This window comes from Streptomyces sp. NPDC002536, assembly GCF_053594995.1.
In genome coordinates, this window is the sequence record NZ_JBSFWU010000059.1 from 1 (window position 1) to 19,157 (window position 19,157).

Consider the following 19,157-nt stretch of genomic DNA (forward strand, 5'->3'; position numbering starts at 1 on the left):
GTGTGCTCTTCCGCTCTGGGGGGACAAGTTGTCCCCCCAGCCGGAACTTCACGAGTACAGGGCCTCCAAAGCGACCAGTCCCTCGCCCAGCCACCTCCGCAGCGCCGGAATCGGCACCCACGTCGCCAGGGCGTACATCGTGCCGGTGGACTGAGCGGGAGGACCGGACGGACCGGCCCTCCCGCGTTGATCAGTTGCAGGTCATGTCGACGGGTGCGTGGTCCGGGTCGTTCCGGTGGCACAGGTGCTGCGGGGCCTTCAGGTCCGTGATGGAACCCTGCCACACGGTGCCCTGCCACAGAGCCTGCGGGGAACCGGAGTTCTCCAGCAGGCGCGGGTAGCGCAGAACCTCCCAGGACGGGTACTTGTCCTTGTTCGTGTCGACGTCGAAGCCGGTGAAGTTCTTGTTCTTGTCGTCGTAGCCGTGCGGGTAAATGTGGAACGTCGCGTTGATCCGGCCGAGATCCGCCCACTGCGAGCCCGGGACGTCCACGAACGCGTTGACCGCTGACACGTCCACCCGGATGCCGCCGTCACCGTAGGGCTCCACCCAGTACTCGTTCTGCGGGGTCCGGTCGTCCTGGACCACCTTGGCGTGCTCGGTGCGCACCAGAGGCTTGGCATTACGGCACGTCAGATCCCCGACACAGGACCGGTCGACGTAGATCCCGACCTGGCCCGTGGCGGTGTCCCAGGCGATGGCCACCTTGGAGCTGGCTTCGGGTTCGGTGCTCCACAGGCGGTGGTTGCCCAGGGAATGGTTGACCGGGTTGCCGTCGTCGCCGATGTAGCCGCGCACCACGACGATGCCCCGGTCGGGGCCTTTGGGCAGCAGCGTGGCGCTCTCCTTCAGATCACCCGGGGCCGGGCTGCCCTGGAAGAACTGGGCGTTCGCGCGGGGGATCAGCGGGTTCGCGGTCTCGTTCGGCGACCACCGGATGGGGCCGTGCTCGAACATCTGGGTGACGCCCTCCTGCTGGAGTTCGTCGGTAATGGGGTAGCCGTACACCCCGCCTTCCCAGCCCGCCTGTCCCCAACGCTGGCCGATGACGCCCCACACGGGGTGGACGCCGTTGGAGCGCGTGGGATGCCAGTAGAGCGAGCCGCCCTGGAACACCTGACGCTTCCCAGCCCCGTCAGGGAGGGACAGCTCGTCGCTGGCGGGGTAGCCGAGGGAGCCCTTCTCCCAGCCCATGGCAGCCCACTTGTCGCGGATGAGGCCCCAGATGACGTGGGCGTCGGTGGAGGGGCTCCAGTAGATCGAGCCGCCGTCGAAGACACTGAACCGGCCCACCCCGTCGGGAGCGGTCTGCTCGTCGGTCCGGGGGCAGCCGAGCGTGTCCCGGTACTCCCGGTACTTTTCCAGGATGCGGCCCTGGACCGTGTGGCCACAGATCTGTTCCGGGTCCTGCCCGGCGGCGGAGGCCGTCGCCGGGAAGAGGGCGGAGCCGGCGAGAAGGGCGGTGAGCAGGAGCGAGATTTTCACTCCCCGTCCGCGGGGCGTTGAATGTTCTCTGATGATGTTCACCCGAGCGATTTTCGTGCACATGCCAACGGTAGGGACAGCGTCCAAAGAGCCAAGGAATGGGCAGGTCCGCGACAGAAGTACACAGGTAAGCCCAGTCGCGAGAACTACTGAAACCCCCACTGGCACCCCAGAATTGGACCCCTCAGCCACAAAACCGCTGGTCAGGTGATCGTCTGCGCATGGCTGGCCAACTGGGAATCGACATGGCCAACTATCTGTCGCTGTCGCCCCGCAGTGAACCTTGAGCAGTCCGAGTGATGTCTGAGCACAGGCAACGCTGCAGGTCGGACCGGCAACGGCTTGCGTCCCGTCCGGACACTTCGACTTCGTGTCGATCGCGTCCACGGCTGACAAGCGAAGTCTCGGAGCGCAGCCGCAACGCCCTGACCTGTGCACTTAACCTTCGCTGAGACGAACTGCGATCCGTCAAAGTATCGGTGAGACGCGCTCAAGGTTCGCTGCAACGGGACAGCAGCACAGCGCCCTGCTCGCGCCAGGCCCGAGGCACAAGCGACGAGCCGCGGGCAATGCCGTATTCGGTGTGCTTTACGGCGGATCTTGACGTACGGTCCTTTCCCGTGAAGCACAGCATGAGGATCCACCGCGTACGGCTCGGCGCGGACGAGTACCGCGTCCTCCGCCCGGACCGACCCGCGCGCGGCGGCTACCTCCACGACCGCTGGTCGGCCGACATGTATGTCGACCGCGAGGCGTCGCAGCAGCTCGTCGCGGCGTGGGGCCTCGCGGCCCGCTCACCGCGGTCGCTGGTGTACGTGCCGATGCGGCAGAACCCGGTCCCCCAGGGCCTGTTGGAGGCTCCGGCCCACCCGGCAGCACCGTTGGACCTCGTCCTGGTGCACCACCGCCTGCAGTTCCCGACGTCCCGCTGGAAAGCCGTGCGAGCTCGGCTCGGTGCCGGGCAGCTGCACACGGCGAAACTCCCCGAAGCCGATTTCGGTGACGAGGCAGGACAGCTCCACCCCCTTCACGGGACGGACGCCTACCGCGACCACCTCCTCTTCGACCGGGCCGCCGACACACTCTTCGTCATCGGCAGCACCACGGCCTTTCGCGCGGCGGCGGCCACGGTCCACGGCCTCGTCGCCAACGGGACCGCTTCCCTGCGCGACGACGAAGACCGCCACTTCTGCGTCGAACTGAGCTCGGGCCCCTGGCACCAGCGCCGTACACGCGGGCCAGTGTCCGCGCGCCTGCACATCCAGTACTGTCCCGGACAAGCGGCGTCGTAGCCCGACACGGAATCGTTCTTCCGCTCGTCCACGCCCGCTCCATCGCGGCCCGCAGAGCGACCCGGGCCAGGTCGACGCCGGACACCTCGCCGCCGCTCGTTCCGGCGCCTGTGCAGACGCCGCCCCGAATGAAGTTCGGGTGCCCGCATTTACTGCGGTGCCTGTTCCCACCGCATTCCGGCCGACCCCCTATCCGGCCATCCGGCCATCCGGCTGTCCGGCTTGGTGGCCGCGCTAGAGTCCCTCGCCTCGCCAAACACATGTCCGAGGGGGAGGTCGTGGCCTGTGTCCATGGAGTTCAGCACGCTGTTGCGGCAGTTGCGGCGCAGTGCGGGATTGACTCAGGAGGCTTTGGCGGAGCGTGCGGGGGTGGGCGTGCGTACCGTGCGGGGGCTGGAGACGGGAGAGCGTGCCGACCCGAGGGTGACCACGGTGGGACTGCTTGCCGATGCGCTGGGGCTGGGGCCGGCGGAACGTGAGGAGTTGCTGGCGGCTGCCGTCCGCCGGACCGAGCCCGGGGACGGGGGCCGACCCGATGGCTCGGCCGACCGCGTCGAACCCGCTGCCGGGCAGCCGGGGTCGGCCGTGTACGAGTCCCTGGCCGGGGTTGCCGATCTGCTGGCGCAGGCGGTGGCTGCCCGTTGGCAGCGCGAGGAGGAGCAGCGGCAGGTCCACGACCCGTATCCGTTGCCGGTGCGCTGGCGGCCGGTTGCTGAGGAACTGATCGACCACTGGGCCAACATCCGTCGTCTGCCTGCCGGGGGCACGCACGGCCCGCTCGACCTGAGCGGCCGGCTGGACGAGATCGTGGGGGTGTACCGGCGGATCCCGTCCGGGCGGCTGGTGGTGCTGGGCCGGTCCGGCTCGGGGAAGACGGTCCTCACCGTGCGGTTCGTCCTCGACCGCCTCAAATCGAGGACCCGTACCGAGACCGTCCCGGTGATCTTCAGCATCGGTTCGTGGGACCCCTCCGTCATCACCTTCCGAGACTGGCTCGCCGCGCAACTGACGCGCGATCACCCGGGTCTGGCCGCCCCGGCCCCCGGCGGATCCACCCTGGCCGCCACGCTGGTGGAGTCCGGATGGATCCTCCCCGTCCTCGACGGATTCGACGAAATCGCCGACGGACTGCGCCGCCCCGCACTGGAAGCCCTCAACACCACCACCCTCCCCCTCCTCCTCACCAGCCGGCCCGCACAGTACGCGGCCGCCGTGGCGGAAACCGACGTCCTCACCTCCGCCGCCGCAGTGGAACTCACCGACCTCACCCTCAACGACCTGACCGACTACCTGCCCCGCACCACACGCAAAACCCGAAACACACACCCCACGGCAACCGCCTGGGACCCCGTCCTGACCGCACTACGCGAACAGCCGCACAACCGCGCCTGCGCCAACCTCACCACCGTCCTCACCACCCCGCTCATGGTCACACTCGCCCGCACCATCTACAGCGACACCCCCGACCACGACCCGGCCACACTCCTGGACACCCAACGGTTCAACAGCCCCGAGCAGTTGGAGGAGCATTTCCTCGACAAGTTCGTCACCGCTGCCTACCGTCCGCGGCCGGAGCACCTGCCCGGCAGCGAGCCGCGTGCGGACGTCGACCCGGAACGCGCCCGGTACTGGCTCGGCTACCTCGCCGTTCACCTGACCCGGCTCGGCACCCCCAACCTGGAGTGGTGGCGCCTCGGTTCGGGGCTTCGGCGCCGCACACGCACACTGGTGACCGCGCTGGTGGCCGCGACGGCGGTCTGCCTGACCATGGGGATTCTCATCGGCACGGCCGGCACCCTTGCCTTTGCCTCCTGGTATGTCGGTTCCTGGCACAACGTCGCGATCCAGTTCGTGAACGCAGCGGCCGCAGGGCTCTTCACCGGGCTCGCTCTGGGGACCACGTACTGGTTCATGTTCGCGGCCAAGGACATCGCCATGCCGCCCTCCGGCTCGCGCGTGAAGGTGTTCGGCGGGGCCCGGCGGGCCGGGCGAAGCGTCTCCTCCCGGCTCGTGATCGGGCTGGCGTGCGGGGTCTTCTACGGCTTCGGCTACGGCTTCGTCTGGGGAATGCTCAACTGCGTCCTCTTCCGTATCGGCTTCCAGGAATCCCTGAACGTCAGCCTCAAGGACGGCATCCTCTTCGGAGTCGTCTTCGCCCTGGGGACCGGCCCCGCCTTTGCCTTCCAGGCCTTCCTCGAATCCCCGCTCGACATCCGGTCGGCCGTCAATCCGGTGGGTCTGCTGCGCACGAACCGCCGGACGATCACCGCCCAGTTCCTCCTCTGGGTCCCCGCCTTCGGGCTCCTGGTCGGTACCGGGGCCTCGGTGATGATGCGCCCCATGTCGGCGATCCTCGGACCGATCAACTGGAACCTCTCGACCTCGGTCCAGGTCGGTGTCACCAGCGGTCTCGGCGGCGTCCTCAGCTATGGGTTCGCCTTCACCGCCTACGGCCAGTGGGTGGTCTTCTCCCGGATCTGGCTGCCGCTGACCGGCCGACTGCCCTGGCCCGTCGTCGCCTTCCTCGAAGACGCCTACCAGCGAGGCGTGCTCCGCCAGGCCGGAGCGGTCTACCAGTTCCGCCACGCCCGCCTCCAGGACCACCTCGCCCGCACCCATCGGGCACTCCGCGCCACGGCCCTGCCCTTGGACCCGCATGAACGGAGTCCCCACGGCTGAGGACAGCCACGACACCGCCGAAGCCCCGCTCGTCCTGGACGGCCGGCTTCCAGGGGCCAGCTCGAATATTGCCCCTCGCCGCCCTCGCTGCCACGCTGGGCCGAGGCGTGCGGGCGGAACCGCGCGGACGGCGAGAGGAGAGCCGTAATGGATATGGATATGGATACCGATAGGCCCGCGGACGGGATTCCCGAGGTCTATCTCCCCCCGGCCCTGCTCGACTTGGGCGATTTCGCGGACGTGACGCTGGGTCGCGGATACGTCGAGGAGGACTCGCGGGACAGCGAAGCCTGGTGACGGCCGGCGCAGCCCGATTCCCGGACGACGGCACGTGGTTCGCAGTCCTGCCCGACACGGATGCGGGCGGGACCGCGGCACGTCTGCTGCGCGACTGCGGGACCCTGGAAGAGATCCCTCATGCCTCCGGGCGCCCCTGGCTCCTGGGCCGGTGGGCGCCCGGCGAGATGAGCGTCGTGCACGCGGGTGCGGTACGGGTTGCGGCCGCCGGACCGACCGGGACCGCCCTCGGCAGCCTCGTCGCCCCGCTCACCGGGCTGCGTACCACCGACGATCTGGACCGGCTCGCGGCCCGCCTGCCCGGCGCCCACCACCTGCTCTGCTCGGCGGCGGGCCGGGTCCGGGCACAGGGCACCCTGGCGCACACCCGCCGGGTCTTCCACTGCCGCGTCGCCGGGTGCGCGGTCGCGGCCGACCGCGCCGACGTGCTGGCCGCGGCCTGCGGTGCCCCGGTCGACGAAGGCTCCCTGGCGTTGCGGCTGTTGTCCCCGTCCGTGCCCTACCCGCTCGGCGACCTTCCCCTGTGGCAGGGGGTGCACGCCGTCCCCGGCGACCATTGCCTGCTCCTCGACGCGCATGGCGGCGCGACGACCGTACGCCGCTGGCAACCACCGCCTGCGGAACTGCCGTTGGACAAGGCTGCCGACGCCGTACGCGACGCGCTGACCGCCGCGGTCGCCGCGCGCACCCACGACGGCGGCACCATCGGCGCCGACCTCTCCGGCGGCATGGACTCCACCAGCCTGTGCTTCCTCGCCGCCAGTGGCCCGGCCCGCCTGCTGACCTATCGTCACGGCTCCGTCGACCCGGCCCACGACGACGCAACCTGGGCCCGAATCGCCATCGACGCACTGCCGGCCACCGAGCATGTGGACGCCGGGACCGACGGGCTCCCGGCCGTGTTCGCGGGACTGACCACGCTGGAGGCCGACCCCGAGGAGCCGTTCCGCTGGGTGCGTTCCCACGCGCGCCTGGCCCACTTGGCACAGCGCATGGCAGCGGCGGGGGCGCGGCTGCACATGACGGGCGACGGCGGCGACGAGCTCTTCGGCTCCACCCCCTCCGCCCTGCACGCCCTGGCCCGGGTCCGCCCCGTGGCGGCCCTGCGTCAGCTGCGGGGGCACCGCGCATTGCGCCGCTGGCCCCTGGCGGCCTCCATACGGGCGCTGGCCGACACCTCGGACTATCCCCACTGGCTCGCCGCCCGCCGCGGACCGCTTTTCGATGCTCTGCCGCCGCTCACCGTCCCATCCGTGTGGTGGGGGCCGCCTCCGCGGCTGCCCCGGTGGGCGACACCGGAGGCCTCTGCCCTCGTCCGAGAACGGTTCACCCGCGCCGCCAGGGAACTGCCTGAGCCGCTCGGGCCGCTGCGCGTGCAGCACGAGCGCCTGCACTACGCACAGGTCTGCGGGCGGGCGGTCCGGCTGGCCGCCCGGCTCATGGCACCGTACGGGGTACGACTCACCGCCCCGTTCCTGGACGACCACGTCATCGAGGCGGCCTTGGCCGCCCATCTCGAACTCCACGCACCGCCGGACCGCTACAAGCCCGTCCTCGCCCGCGCGATGCGCGACATCGTCCCAGCCCCACTGCTCAGCCGTACGACCAAGGCGATGTTCGGCGCCGACACCTACGCGGGACTGGACCGCCACCGGGCCGAGCTGCTGACCCTGTGCACCGAGGACGCACTGCTGGCGCGGCGGGGGCTGATCGACGCGGGCGCGCTGCGCGCCACCCTGGTCGCGCCGCACCGCGATACCGGCACGATCTGGCCCCTCGACCCGACGCTGGCCACCGAGCGGTGGCTGCGCACCACGACCGCCGGAGCACCCCGATGAGCCAGTCCGTGACGCTTCATCGACCCGGCGGCGTGCCGTGGCGCCGCCGGTTCCGGGCAAGGCTGGCCGTCGCCGCCGCCCGTCCGCTCCTGCGACTCGCCCCCGGCCGGCTCCGCGGGCTGTGCGCCTTCCTGCGCCGGGGCGCCGCGCCCGCCGATTACGAGCAGGCGCTGGCCGCCCGGACCGCGGTCGTCGCCGTCAGCACCCGCTGCGCGGGCCAAGGCTGCCTCCAACGCTCCCTCGCCACCGCGCTCCTGTGCCGTCTCGAAGGCACCTGGCCCACGTGGTGCGCGGGCGTCCGGACACGTCCCTTCCGCGGGCACGCGTGGGTCGAGGCCGGCGGCCGTCCGGTCGACGAGCCCTACCCGCCGGGCTACTTCACCCCCACGGTCAGCGTTGCGCCTCTCGAACGCAAGCGGCAAGGAAGCCGAGGATCACAGTGACGCCCGCTGTGAGGCGAGGCGGCTGCTCCACGGGCCCATCGGCTCCATCGCACCCGGGTCCTGCCCGGCCTCGGCCCGTCCACCACGCGAACCAGGAGTGCGCGATGACCGTCAGCCTGCGTTCCAGGATCAGCACGACATCTGTCGACGACGGAATGATCCTGCTCGATGAACGCACCGGACATTACTGGCAGTTGAACGTGACCGGCACGCTGGTCCTGAACGCGCTGCTCGGGGGCGCCTCACCGGCCGAAGCGGCGCGGCATCTGCGGGAGCGATATCCGCAAGTGCCCATGGAGCAGGCACAAGCGGATGTGTCGACTCTGCTCGCATCACTGCGGAGCGCCCAGCTGTTGACCGGATGAACCCGGTGCTATCCCCGTCGTTCGGGGTGGGGATAGCCGGAACGGCCTGCAGGGCGAAGCTACAGTGGACGACGTTGCTGGCGGACGGCGTTGCTGTTCGATGTACTGCTGCACCATCCCCCACCGCGCCCTCGGCGTCCCTGCTCTCCCCCGCCAATTGTACGGCCGCGGATCCTTCCAACTCCCCTGCATCTATGTCCTGTTGGGATTGCGACGAAGAAGTCTCGTGACAAAGACGTTATGTCTGGGTCTCGCGAGTGTTCAGGCCTGATCATCGCCCTCGGCTTGTCGACGGCTCTCGATCGAGTGACCACCACCGACACATCCATCGAGGAATTCCGACAGCTGAGCCAGCGCGATGAGCAGGCGCTGCGTACGCTCGCGCTTGTCGCGATGAGCAGTTTCCATATGGAATTTGATCAGCCGATCGATCCAGACCCGCCAGCTGGGGTCCTGCAGTCGCCCGCAGAACTCCCTGTAGGTCAGCAGACGTTCCTCGTCACGCACCCACATTGACTCACCGATGCTGGGCTGGGTCACGTAGTAGACGCCATGGTCGATCAGAAAGCCCCGCTGAACGCGTAGCAACAGTGCCGCGAGCTGGGTGTCATCAGCAGCGGAGAGCCGCAGGTGAGGGAAGTCCTCGCGGACCTTCTTGAGCTGGGCGAACAGGCAGGCCGTGAGGTAGACCGAGGAGATCAGAGCGCAGCCCGTCCCATTGAACCAAGCCGCGTCCTTTTCCGACACCTCAGCCGGATCGTCGATGACCAACATCGCTTCAGCCGTCCCACCCGCCGAACCAGTGCGTTCCAGCGTGCCGGACAACCGGAAGTGGTTCTCCACCAAGTGCAGCCGGAGCGGATTCAGGTATTTCGCATTGAGGTCCTGACGCTGAATGCGCTCCTCCTTGCGACGCTGCTGACGATCACCCAGCAGCAGCGATAGCACCGTCACCGTCACCGAGGTGACTGCTGCGACTGCCGCTGCCAGCGCGGCGCTCACCGCACAGCCCTCATGCTCGGCCTCCCAGAACGCGACGCCCCTCGCCGTCGAACCACAAGCATGCCGCACCCAGGTTCTGCTGCGATCGTGACCGTCCCGAAATTTCGGCCAGAGCCAAATTTACAAATCCTCATCACCATGAGCAGCCGCGGCCTGCCAACGGCCCACCGTCACGCCGCATGACCCGCCACCTCGCCCTCGAGCGCCTTCTCCATCGCCGAAAATCTCCCCGGAGGCCCCGCATCTAGAACATCGGGGCCCTGGACGCCGCCGTTGAGCACACCCACCCGCATCACATGTCCCAGGACGCCTACGGGTCGAACTGGCTCAAGGCCGCCGTCCTCCTCCAGGCACTCGCGCTCCTCGCGCCCCTTGAGCAACACAACCGCCTCCTCGCCTGGGGCTGCGCGCAGATGTTCCTCGACGTCAACGGGCACCAGCTGAAGTACAAGCCGGACGACGCCCTGGGCCGACGGCCGTCGTGAGCCAACAGGAAGTCGGCATCCGGGCCATCGCAGCCCGTCTGCGGTCCTGGGCCCGCAGCGCCTGAGCTCAGCCCCTGCAGTCACCGGCCGCAAGCACCCGTGGAACTTCTCCTCGATCGCGCGACGAGACGTGACAACTACTCATTCCCGCGAGCTCCGAGACTGCCGACGACGAGTGACTCGCTGATGGGCCGACAGCCGACCTCGACTCTCATCGGCTGATCGTCGTCCACTGGTGGACGCTGCCCTGTTGGACAGCGGCGTAGATGCGGTCACGCAGCAGGTTGGCGTCGTGGTCGGTGAGGGTGCGGGTCAAATGCCGCAGGACCACCTTGAGGAGGACGTTTTTGTGGTCCGAGCCGGCTCCGAGTCTCTGCAGGGCCTGCGGCGGGAGTTCCGCGCACGGCGTCTGGGTGAGGATCTCGACCGTCTCCACGCAGTCGGCGTCCGCACCCAGGGCGTCGCGGACCCGGTCGCCGAGGTCTTCGGCCAGGTCGTCGCGGTCGACGGCGACGGACAGGTCCCGGCGGATCGCGGGCATGGCGGACACGGGTCTGTAGGGGGCCAGGTCGGTCATCTGGGCGGCCACGGACGGTTCGGCCGAGCGCAGGGTGCGGATGTCCGGGATGCCCTTGAGCAGCATCAGCATCCGGTCGAGCCCCATGCCGAGTGCGAGGCCGCTCCACGCGGTGTCGAGGCCGACCCGCTCCAGCACCTCCGGGTGCGCCAGACCGCATTCCGCCACCTCGATCCACTCGCCTCCGCGATCCACGTCCACCTGGCGGCCGGAGAGGGTGTAGGGGTGGACGCGGGCCTCGTGTCGGTGCTTCGCCCCGGGGAGGAGCCCTTCGACGACAGTCGTGACCATCTCGTCCAGGTCGACCGTGGCCATGGGAACCGGGCGGCGGGTGATGCGCCACAGGTCGAGCTGGTGGGGCGTACCGGTGTGCAGACGGTCGATGCTGTCGCGGCGGTAGACCAGCCCTGGGCAGACCAGGAGGACGTCATCGGCCGGTTCCGCGGCCAGTGCGCGCAGCGCGGCCGGGATGAGCGCGCTGGAGTGGCTGCGCAGCATGCTCCGGTCGTCGACGTAGCGGGTGTATCGGATGTCGCGGGTGATGTCGTCGGGTCGGTAGCCGAGGTTGTCGTAGTTGTCCTCGACGGTGACGGCGCGCTCGCCGCGGCACCAGCGGACTTCACAGCCCCAGCGGTTCGCCAGTGCGTCGACGGCGTGGTTGATGACGAGTTGGAGAGCGTGCGGTCCAGCGGCAGGGTCGGTGAGGTCCCGGATGGACAGGTCGCGGGCGAGCTGGTCGGCGGAGAGGTGAGCGGGCATGTCGGCCTCCTGGCCAAGAGCAGTGACGGGGTTTCACCCCCAGCCCCTGGGTCAGACCGCTCGATGGGGTCAGCCGGCTCAGCTCTGCGGACATGGCGAGGTCCGACCCCTGCGGCGCCCTTCGGGAGCCAGGGGGCCGGTAAATCGGCAAGCGATCGCTGCGACGGCCACACCAAGACCATAGCTGGCCCCCGGCATCGGGGTTCGCTGTTTTGTCAGACAGGTGCCCGGTCACCGGCGAGCATTGCCGTCGACACCCTGTCAGTCACGTATCAGGGCTGGCGATGGCTTAGCGCACGGACTGACACGGATGCTCCAAGTGGCCGGGCTTCGCCCCACAGTGGTGGCCATGTTGAACCGAGTAGCCGTCCTGTCCGACATTCACGGAGTCTTGCCGGCCCTAGAAGCAGTGCTCGCCGAACCAGACATCGGCACCGCCGATCGCATCGTGCTCACCGGCGACATCGCCGCGGGCCCGCAACCGACCCAGGTTCTCGACATGCTGACCAGCCTCGGCGACCGCGTCCTCTGGATCAGCGGCAACGCCGACCGCGAACTCCTTGAATACCGCCAAGGGCAACGCGGCACACTCCCCGATCCGATCGCTCCTTGGGCGGCCGCACAGCTCCGCGAGGAACATCTCAACCTTCTCAGCTCGCTACCACGATCGCTCTCCCTGCCCGTGAATGGCCTGGGAAGGGTGCTGTTCTGTCATGCCACCCCTCGCGACGACGAGGAGGTCGTCCTGGTCGACTCCCGCCTCGACCGCTGGAAGGAAGTCTTCAACGGACTCGATACCGACATCCGCACCGTGGTCTGCGGCCACACCCACATGCCGTTCGTCCGCCTTGCTCACGGCCGACTCGTCATCAACCCTGGCAGCATCGGCATGCCCTACGGACGAACCGGAGCACACTGGGCCCTCCTGGGCCCGGGAGTCGAACTCCGTACCACTCACTTCGACCTCCGGGCCGCAGCCACCCGGCTCAGCCAGGACTCGGCCTACCCCGACATCGCCGAGTGGGCCGATTACTTCCTGCACGCTCACGCAACCGACGCCGACGCCCTCGCAGCCTTCGCCCCACAGGACGGACGCGACCACAGCCCGTGACACTCTCTCCATCCACGACAGCGGGCAGCCGGACACCGACTACACGGTCAAGGAGACCAGCACCCCGCGCCGTGACCGACCTCGGCCGTGTCCCGCGACGTGCAATATCAGCGATCTTGGCCAGAGGTGACCTCGGCACCTGCCCGCCGAAGGATGCCGGCGAAGATCCGCAGTGAAGAACTGACGGATCGTCAAGTAGCCCGAGTATCTGGGGAATTACTGTCGGTGGCGATGTCCACGTGCACCCGACGACCGGCTGGTGGCTGCGCCCCACTGAGAAGTCCCGCTGGCGCCACCAGCACCGGGCCACTGCCATGCACTGCTGTTACCACCGGCGCACCCGGTGTCACGAACTCCGGCAACATGACGGAACGTCAGCTCGCTACACCCGGAAACAGGGTCCTGCCCAGCAGGACTAGCGGACTGCAACTGGAGTACCAGGCCCGATGCCCGCCACAGATAGATCGTTCCCGTGTGCAACGTAGGCTGGCTTCATGCCGCGCAACGACGGACCTCGGGGTGAATCCAAGCATTGGGAGGAGTGCACTGACGTGCACGACTTCCTGGAGCAAGTGCGTCTGAGGCCGGGGATGTGGCTGCCTGACGGTTCCCTGCGTCACCTGCAAGCGATGCTGGTCGGCTACCGGGTCGCCCTGGACGTGCACTCGGTCGATGAGCCCTTCGACTTCTGGAGCGATGGGCCGTTCAGCCAGTGGCTCTGGCAGCAGCTCGGGCATTCCAGCTCTCTCGGCTGGGCCGCCGAGATTGAACGAGAGACGCCCGAAGGGTCCACACCCGTCGACGAGTTCTTCCGGCTGCTGGACCGATACCGGCGCGAGACCGTGCGGGAGTCGGCTCACGGTGCCGGGATGAACGAAGATCTGGCCCTCCGCCTCATGTCGGACACCTTCGTCACGCTCTTCTGGCGTCGCAGCCTGCTGGAAGAGACCACCGAGTGGCTGCGCGACCACGGCTACCGGATCGTGGCCCTGGCAGCCGGTAACTGGTCAGCGGAAGACAGCCTGCACCATGACGTCGCCGCTGCCCTGGACTTCCCCGACTACTACGGCCACAACCTCGACGCGTTCAACGACTGCCTCCGCGACGTGTCCTGTCATGGCGGGTACACGGACACTTCGGAAGGTGCCGGACTGGTCCTGGTCTTCAACGACTACGACCAGTTCGCCGCCAAGCACCCTGGAACCGCACAGACCGTCCTGGACATCATCGCCGACCAGGCCCGCCAGGCCGCCGTACTCGGACGCCGCGTGATCTGCCTGGTCCACAGCAACGACCCCGGCATCCGCTTTGAGCCCGTCGGCGCCATGCCCGTCATGTGGAACACCGCGGAATGGCTGGACTCCAGCCGCCGGCCTGCCTGAAGCAGGGCCCGTGGGAAACGATCGCCACGGGCCTGGGAAGCAACCCTCATCACACCTCATCGCTGCACGTCACGGCCACTTGTGAACGCCCCGCCCCTCCTACCCGCCCTCTCGGAACAGGGCGCGCGCAGGCATCGATGAGCACCGGCCACAGGCCACGGTTCAGTGGCCCGTCCCGCACAGCGCGTCGTCCACCAGCTTCCGGGTCGCCTTGTTGAGCGCGACCAGGTCCGGGCGGCTGCCCGAGCTCGTCACCGAGACGGCCACCGCCCGCCGCCCGTCCGGCGTGACGCCGGTGCGCGTGTACGAGCCGAAGCCGTCCCCCTCGTGGTGCCAGTACCCGCCGCCGCACGACAGCGGATACCAGCGCAGACCCAGCCCGTACCCACCTTCCGGCCACTCGGCCAGGTCCTCCGTGGCACCCGTGCGGGCCACCGTCCGCTGCATCTCGGCGAGTTGGTCCTTCGGCAGCAGCCGACCCGTGACCAGCGCGCGGAAGAAGGTGTTCAAGTCGGCCGTCGTGCTCACGACACCGGAGTCCGCAGTGTGCTGCAGACTGTGCTCCGTCACGTCCAGCCGCCCGCCGTCCGGAGTGCGCAGGTACACCTGCGCGTGCGGGCCGGGCAGGAACGGGTTCACGCCGGGAACGAAGGTGTGCCGCAGACCGAGCGGCGCGATGATGCGGCTCTCCACCTGCTCCCGCCAGCCTGCCCCTCCGGCCTTCTCGGCGATCATCCCTGCGAGCAGGTAGTTGGTGTTGGAGTAGGCCCAGCGCGGGTGCGCGTGGTCCGGTACGAACAGCGGCCGGTGCCGCATGGCCACCGTCACCCACTGCGTGGCGGGCGTCGTGTCGAAACGGTGTCCTTCGAAGTCCTCGGTGATGGCACGGACGACTTCGGGGTCCTGAACATAGTCGAACAGGCCGCTGGTCTGCTGGAGCAGATCCCGCACGGTGATCTTCGTGCCGTCGTTGCCGTTGCCGGACACCACACCGGGCAGCCACTTCTCCACGGTGTCGTCCAGCGACAGCCTGCCGTCGGCCACCAGCCGCAGGACCAGCGCCGCCGTGAACGTCTTGCTTGTGCTGGCCGTTCGGAACTGCACGTCCCACGGCACCTGCGTCCCCGTCCGTGCACGGACGGTCTCCCGGCCTGCAGCACTCGCCTCCGCCAGCACGGCGACGTCCCCGCCCGCCGCCTGCACACTGCGGACGTCCGCCTGCAGCACACCATCTCCATAGCGACCGCCCCCATGGGCCGCGCCCGCAGGCCCCGCACCCACGACACCGGCCGAGACGGCTGTGACAGCAGCCATCGCCGCAGCGATTCGGCGTGCTTTTGCGAACGTGCGCATTGCTCTGGTTCCCCCTTGTTCCACTGCAGCGGGAAGGTACCCCGCCATAGAGAAGAGCCAAGCAGCGAACACCGCACGGCCACCATGGGGACAGCCCCCGTACCGGGGTGGGGCGGGCGCTACCGCAGGTGCTCCAGCACTGACCGCACCGCGTGCCGCACAGCGGCCCGACGCGTCTGCCGCGGTGTGGTCGAGGGTCTCGAACCCGTGGTAGCCGAGGGCACGTTGATCACCATGACCCGGGCGGCGCAGTCCTCCGCGGGAATCAGGACTTTGATCGGACGACAGTTCCCTGCGGCCGACCCCTGAGGGGCTTGCAGGACTTCGCAGTTGGCGGGTGGATGGGGGCGCCGGTACCCCCGTTTAAACCGGCGCCCCCTGCTCAGTGCGTGCTATGGACGCGAGTCCGCAGCAGTCGTACGTACGGACTCCAGCGCGCCGGCCGCTTCACCGTCCCTGTACAGGCCAGTTCGGCCCGGTCGAGGCTGTCCTCGAGGCAGGCATCGTGCAGTGGCCGCCAGGCGACTGGCCACGTGAGGCAAGCCGTGCCCCGGGCATCCATGGCGAGGGTGTGGCGCAGCACGGTCCGCTCCTTGTCCAGCGGGAGCACGGTGAACTCGTGGAATCCGTCGAAGCCGTGTGGCGCGCGGAAGGTGAAGCGCACCCAGGTGGAGGGGATGTAGGTGGTGACGGTGTAGCGCACTGGGCCGTGTCCGCCCGTGGCGCCCGGGGACAGGGGCTGGTCGAAGGTCATCGGAGGCCAGCCGTGGCGCGGCCACAGCAGGTCGTCGCGGCTTCCCAGGGTGTCGATCAGTGCGCCGACCTGGCTCGTGCTCGCTGTCAGGACACGCTCATGCACGTTGAAGACGCTCATGGGGAAATACCTGCCCTCTCGTCAGATCTCGTTATAGAGACCTCTCTCTAATGTTGTAGAGGGTACTCTCTAGAACATGCCTAGACCAGTCCGCTTCGACACTTCGCTTCTCCTCGATGCCGCTGTAGGACTGGCCGCCACAGTCGGCCCCCTCGGCGTGACCATGTCTGCCGTGGCCAAGGAGACCGGCGCCCCGAGCGGTTCGGTCTACCACCGTTTTCCGAACCGGACAGCCCTGTTGGCCGAGGTGTGGCTGCGGACAGTCGAACGCTTCCAGGAGGGGTACCGCACCGCCCTCACCACCGACAGCGACCCACGCCGGGCGGGCCGGGCAGCCGCCCGACACATCGTCACCTGGTGCCGGGCACACCCGGACGAGGCCACGTTGCTGCTCTACGGCGCCGGGCAATTCGGCCGCGCCGACTGGTCCGAAGAGCACGCCGCCCGGGCCGCCGAGGGCAACCGCCGCACGCTCGGCGCTGTCACCGCCCTCGCCGAGACGCTCGGCGCCACAAGCCCCCAAGCCGCTGAACGAGTCACGCTCGCCCTCATCGACCTTCCACTCTCCCTGATCCGCCGCCACTTCCAGGCCCATGAGCCGCTGCCGACGCATGCCGAGGACCTGGCGGAGGAATGCGCGGCAGCACTGCTCGGATGAACAGCGGGCGGGTAAAAGGGTGTTACTGGCATTGTCGACGTGATCTCGTCAGGGCGAGTCCGGTTGTGGTGAAGCATCCGTCGAGGAGACGGCTGCCATTGCATGCCGGCTGAGCCCTGACCAGGTCGACATCATCGGTGTTCACCAAGGCGAGGCGATGGTTGAGCTGGATGGCCAGGTATCGCCCAGTACCTGGGACGACGGTGTCCGGGGGGCTGATGAAGAAGTCGTCGGCCTGCTTGACAAGCCCGGTGGCCACGTACGCCTGCCCCTGCGGAATCGTGTAGAGCCCCAAGGGGGCCTGCGGGGACGGCCGGAGCCCCGGCGGGTATTCACCGGGCTGGGGAAAGGCGGTTCCGTAGACGGGGACGGCACCGGCGCCGATCTTCGGGCGGACGATGCGCAGGCAAGGGCCGACCGGCCGTGTGTGCACTCCGTCCGGGTTGAAGAACCACGCCTTCCGGCCGGAGAACCAGATCGCGGTCCAGGCTCCCTGGTTGTCGGCGACGACGAACTGCTGTCCTGCGACGATGGTGTCGCCCCAGTCCTCGATGAGGTGGGTTCCGGCAGGGGCGGCGGGGGCCGTAGCCGGGTCCGGGAACAGCGGCGCGTCGTGGCCGGGGCCGGTGCGCACGGGCAGGAAGTTCGACGGCTGGGTCTGGGCAGAGCACGCTCCGGCCGGGACGTGGCCGCTGGCCTGCCCGGTGGCGTGCTGCTCGCAGACCTGCACAGTCTGGTTGTTGCGGGAGAAGTGCGGGGCGATGGTGACGGCCGCGCCCACCTTGGGCATGCCTCTGCTGCCCATACCTGCGCTCGTGGCGTCAGGTTTCTCACCGTGCAGCAGTCGCAGGTACCGCTGCCAGTCCCAGTAGGGGCCGGGGTCCCAGTGCATCCCCGCGACGTCGCCACGGGAGGGGCCGGGAACGTTGTCGTGGCCGATGATGTGCCGGCGGTCGAGCGGGATGTGGAACCGGGCCGCCAGGTAGCGCACCAGCGTGGCCGAGGCGTGGTACATGGCCGGGGTGTACCAGGCCGCGCCCTGGGTGGCGAGCCCCTCGTGCTCGATGCCGATGGCGTGCAGGTTGGTCCAGTAGTTGCCGGCGTGGAAGGCGACCGCACCGGTGGGGACCATCTGGGTGATCTGCCCGTCGGCGGAGCGGATGACGTAGTGTGCGGAGAGTCCGCTGTCGGGATCCTGGAACGTGGCGATGGCCGAGTTGTAGGACGCGTCGACATCGTGGATCACGATGGTGTCAATCTTGATGCCGTTCCCCGGCCGGGTGGCGTTCTGGTAGTTGCGTGCGGCAGCCGGTACGAACCGGCAGTCGAGCGTGGCCGGGCACTCGGGCCCCTGCACCTCCTGCCCGACCCACCCGGCCCTTTCCGCGCCGGCAGCAGCAGCCAGGCAGAGCAGGATCGCGGCCGCACCCGTGGCAGATGCCAACGCCTTTGCCATCGTGTTCCGCGACGCCTTGTATCGCAGGCCCGGCGCCCGTCCCGACACCGTCGAGTCCAGTCGGCTGTCCCGCCGGATCCGCTCACACGACCTGTACATCCACGGGCTCCTGCCACAACCGTGATCAACGACGCACAGACTGGCCCGTCCACCGGGCGAAGGAAACCATTACGCCACCAGCGGCATGTCACAGGCGATCAGACCAAGTGGCCCTTTCCCGTTGCCGGAACAGTGGATCCCGATTCCGATACCGATCCCGTTGCCCCGTTGGATCCACTTCACCTTGCCAAGGCCTGCGCCGCGCCTTCACGGGGGCATCCGAGCACCCCGGAACTCCTGCGAGACCATCGGCCGCCGCTTGACGCGCCGAGGGACTGCGGCCGCGGGTCAACTGGTCGTCAGCGACGCGGGCAAGCACCTGGTACCGGTTGCATGACGGCCCCTCCCCCAAGCTCAGGCGGCGGTGAGCGGAGCAACAGGCCCGGCCGTACGGCCCACCGCCCGCTGCCGCTCACCGCCTCGGTCCCGAGTCAGCGGGCCTACTGCCCGGTGGAGGCCAGGGTGGCGCAGTTGGTCTTGTAGCGGGCCACGACGTAGCCGTCGATCTCGCCGCCCCAGTCGACGCACTTGCCCTTGGCGTCCAGGTAGACCGGCCCCGCGTACGAGGTGTAGAAGCCGTACTGCTCCTGCTTCGACTTCAGGTCGTTGTCGCGCTGGAGCCAGGAGCCCACCCACAGCCGTGAGCCGGTCGAGCTGTTCCGCTTGGTGACCACACAGTTCTTCCCGGTGGCGGCGTTGTAGGTCAGGATGACCGTTCCGCGGTCCGGGATCGGGATCTGGTTGACCTGCTTGTATCCGGTGCCGCACTCCTGGTTGTACGCGGCGGCGGGGGCCGGAGCGGCGACGGCCGTCCCGGTGCCGGCCACCAGTCCGGTGACGGTCGTGGCGGCGGCGAGCAGCGCCGCTCCCGCAACGCGAGTACGTACAGCACGCTTCACTGTGTCCTCCGTGGAAGTCGCAAGTCGCATGGTGCCGGTTGATGGATGTACGCGGGACGGCCGTCTCCGTGCCCACCCAGACACTCCACACCCCCAAGTGGT

Annotated in this window: 17 protein-coding genes; 10 read left to right on the forward strand and 7 right to left on the reverse strand. The window is 68.8% G+C overall.

Annotated elements, in window-relative coordinates:
- Positions 1-190 precede the first annotated feature (190 nt).
- Complete coding sequence (locus ACWD4B_RS21630; protein WP_451422254.1) at positions 191-1,486, reverse strand: LGFP repeat-containing protein; 1,296 nt, start codon at positions 1,484-1,486, stop codon at positions 191-193.
- Between the two features lie 620 nt (positions 1,487-2,106).
- Here ACWD4B_RS21630 and ACWD4B_RS21635 point away from each other — a divergent pair.
- From ACWD4B_RS21635 to ACWD4B_RS21660, 6 genes are all read left to right on the forward strand, one after another.
- Positions 2,107-2,778: a hypothetical protein gene (locus tag ACWD4B_RS21635; protein WP_451422255.1), complete on the forward strand. Its 672-nt coding sequence runs from the start codon at positions 2,107-2,109 to the stop codon at positions 2,776-2,778.
- A 291-nt stretch (positions 2,779-3,069) separates the two neighbouring features.
- Complete coding sequence (locus ACWD4B_RS21640) at positions 3,070-5,457, forward strand: helix-turn-helix domain-containing protein (RefSeq protein ID WP_451422256.1); 2,388 nt, start codon at positions 3,070-3,072, stop codon at positions 5,455-5,457.
- A 159-nt stretch (positions 5,458-5,616) separates the two neighbouring features.
- Positions 5,617-5,754 (forward strand): lasso RiPP family leader peptide-containing protein, encoded by a 138-nt coding sequence (locus tag ACWD4B_RS21645; RefSeq protein WP_451422257.1) that lies wholly within the window; start codon positions 5,617-5,619, stop codon positions 5,752-5,754.
- Positions 5,751-7,592 carry an asparagine synthase-related protein gene (locus ACWD4B_RS21650; RefSeq protein WP_451422258.1) on the forward strand — a complete coding sequence of 614 codons (1,842 nt, stop codon included), beginning with the start codon at positions 5,751-5,753 and terminating at the stop codon, positions 7,590-7,592. Before ACWD4B_RS21645 ends, ACWD4B_RS21650 begins: the two co-directional genes overlap by 4 nt.
- Positions 7,593-7,600: 8 nt before the next feature.
- The gene (locus ACWD4B_RS21655) at positions 7,601-8,035 is read left to right on the forward strand and encodes a lasso peptide biosynthesis B2 protein (protein WP_451422259.1); all 435 of its coding nucleotides are present in this window, start codon (positions 7,601-7,603) and stop codon (positions 8,033-8,035) included.
- Between the two features lie 104 nt (positions 8,036-8,139).
- Positions 8,140-8,400 (forward strand): lasso peptide biosynthesis PqqD family chaperone, encoded by a 261-nt coding sequence (locus ACWD4B_RS21660; RefSeq protein WP_451422260.1) that lies wholly within the window; start codon positions 8,140-8,142, stop codon positions 8,398-8,400.
- 261 nt (positions 8,401-8,661) lie between these two features.
- On the opposite strand, the gene ACWD4B_RS21665 is transcribed toward ACWD4B_RS21660, so the two are convergent.
- Entirely contained in the window at positions 8,662-9,402 is a 741-nt protein-coding gene (locus ACWD4B_RS21665) for a hypothetical protein (RefSeq protein ID WP_451422261.1), read from the reverse strand.
- Between the two features lie 296 nt (positions 9,403-9,698).
- Here ACWD4B_RS21665 and ACWD4B_RS21670 point away from each other — a divergent pair, with 296 nt between their 5' ends.
- The gene (locus tag ACWD4B_RS21670; protein ID WP_451422262.1) at positions 9,699-9,887 is read left to right on the forward strand and encodes a hypothetical protein; all 189 of its coding nucleotides are present in this window, start codon (positions 9,699-9,701) and stop codon (positions 9,885-9,887) included.
- Positions 9,888-10,098: 211 nt separating this feature from the next.
- On the opposite strand, the gene srmL is transcribed toward ACWD4B_RS21670, so the two are convergent.
- Positions 10,099-11,223, reverse strand: coding sequence for a PheS-related mystery ligase SrmL (srmL, locus tag ACWD4B_RS21675; protein WP_451422263.1), 1,125 nt, complete (start codon positions 11,221-11,223; stop codon positions 10,099-10,101).
- Positions 11,224-11,572: 349 nt separating this feature from the next.
- On the opposite strand from srmL, the gene ACWD4B_RS21680 reads away from it, so the two are divergent.
- Positions 11,573-12,334 carry a metallophosphoesterase family protein gene (locus ACWD4B_RS21680; RefSeq protein ID WP_451422264.1) on the forward strand — a complete coding sequence of 254 codons (762 nt, stop codon included), beginning with the start codon at positions 11,573-11,575 and terminating at the stop codon, positions 12,332-12,334.
- A gap of 494 nt (positions 12,335-12,828) precedes the next feature.
- Complete coding sequence (locus tag ACWD4B_RS21685) at positions 12,829-13,716, forward strand: barstar family protein (protein WP_451422265.1); 888 nt, start codon at positions 12,829-12,831, stop codon at positions 13,714-13,716.
- Positions 13,717-13,878: 162 nt separating this feature from the next.
- Here the strand turns inward: ACWD4B_RS21685 and ACWD4B_RS21690 are convergent, their stop codons facing one another.
- Together ACWD4B_RS21690 and ACWD4B_RS21695 are read right to left on the reverse strand one after the other, a co-directional pair.
- Positions 13,879-14,943: a serine hydrolase domain-containing protein gene (locus tag ACWD4B_RS21690; RefSeq protein ID WP_451422266.1), complete on the reverse strand. Its 1,065-nt coding sequence runs from the start codon at positions 14,941-14,943 to the stop codon at positions 13,879-13,881.
- A 508-nt stretch (positions 14,944-15,451) separates the two neighbouring features.
- A complete protein-coding gene (locus tag ACWD4B_RS21695; RefSeq protein WP_451422267.1) occupies positions 15,452-15,943 on the reverse strand; it encodes an SRPBCC family protein in 492 nt (163 codons plus the stop codon).
- 76 nt (positions 15,944-16,019) lie between these two features.
- Between ACWD4B_RS21695 and ACWD4B_RS21700 the strand changes: the two genes are divergently transcribed.
- The gene (locus ACWD4B_RS21700; RefSeq protein WP_451422268.1) at positions 16,020-16,601 is read left to right on the forward strand and encodes a TetR/AcrR family transcriptional regulator; all 582 of its coding nucleotides are present in this window, start codon (positions 16,020-16,022) and stop codon (positions 16,599-16,601) included.
- Between the two features lie 22 nt (positions 16,602-16,623).
- Here the strand turns inward: ACWD4B_RS21700 and ACWD4B_RS21705 are convergent, their stop codons facing one another.
- Complete coding sequence (locus ACWD4B_RS21705; RefSeq protein WP_451422269.1) at positions 16,624-18,045, reverse strand: N-acetylmuramoyl-L-alanine amidase; 1,422 nt, start codon at positions 18,043-18,045, stop codon at positions 16,624-16,626.
- Positions 18,046-18,596: 551 nt separating this feature from the next.
- Positions 18,597-19,055, reverse strand: a complete 459-nt coding sequence (locus ACWD4B_RS21710) for a spore-associated protein A (RefSeq protein WP_451422270.1) — start codon at positions 19,053-19,055, stop codon at positions 18,597-18,599.
- Positions 19,056-19,157: the final 102 nt, after the last annotated feature.

Excerpts from the sequence above, each read along its gene's own strand:
- ACWD4B_RS21695 (WP_451422267.1), bottom strand. The coding sequence starts at position 15,943 with ATGAGCGTCTTCAACGTGCATGAGCGTGTCCTGACAGCGAGCACGAGC.
- ACWD4B_RS21670 (WP_451422262.1), top strand. The coding sequence starts at position 9,699 with ATGTCCCAGGACGCCTACGGGTCGAACTGGCTCAAGGCCGCCGTCCTC.
- srmL (WP_451422263.1), bottom strand. The coding sequence starts at position 11,223 with ATGCCCGCTCACCTCTCCGCCGACCAGCTCGCCCGCGACCTGTCCATC.
- ACWD4B_RS21700 (WP_451422268.1), top strand. The coding sequence starts at position 16,020 with ATGCCTAGACCAGTCCGCTTCGACACTTCGCTTCTCCTCGATGCCGCT.
- ACWD4B_RS21645 (WP_451422257.1), top strand. The coding sequence starts at position 5,617 with ATGGATACCGATAGGCCCGCGGACGGGATTCCCGAGGTCTATCTCCCC.
- ACWD4B_RS21685 (WP_451422265.1), top strand. The coding sequence starts at position 12,829 with ATGCCGCGCAACGACGGACCTCGGGGTGAATCCAAGCATTGGGAGGAG.
- ACWD4B_RS21660 (WP_451422260.1), top strand. The coding sequence starts at position 8,140 with ATGACCGTCAGCCTGCGTTCCAGGATCAGCACGACATCTGTCGACGAC.
- ACWD4B_RS21680 (WP_451422264.1), top strand. The coding sequence starts at position 11,573 with ATGTTGAACCGAGTAGCCGTCCTGTCCGACATTCACGGAGTCTTGCCG.
- ACWD4B_RS21640 (WP_451422256.1), top strand. The coding sequence starts at position 3,070 with ATGGAGTTCAGCACGCTGTTGCGGCAGTTGCGGCGCAGTGCGGGATTG.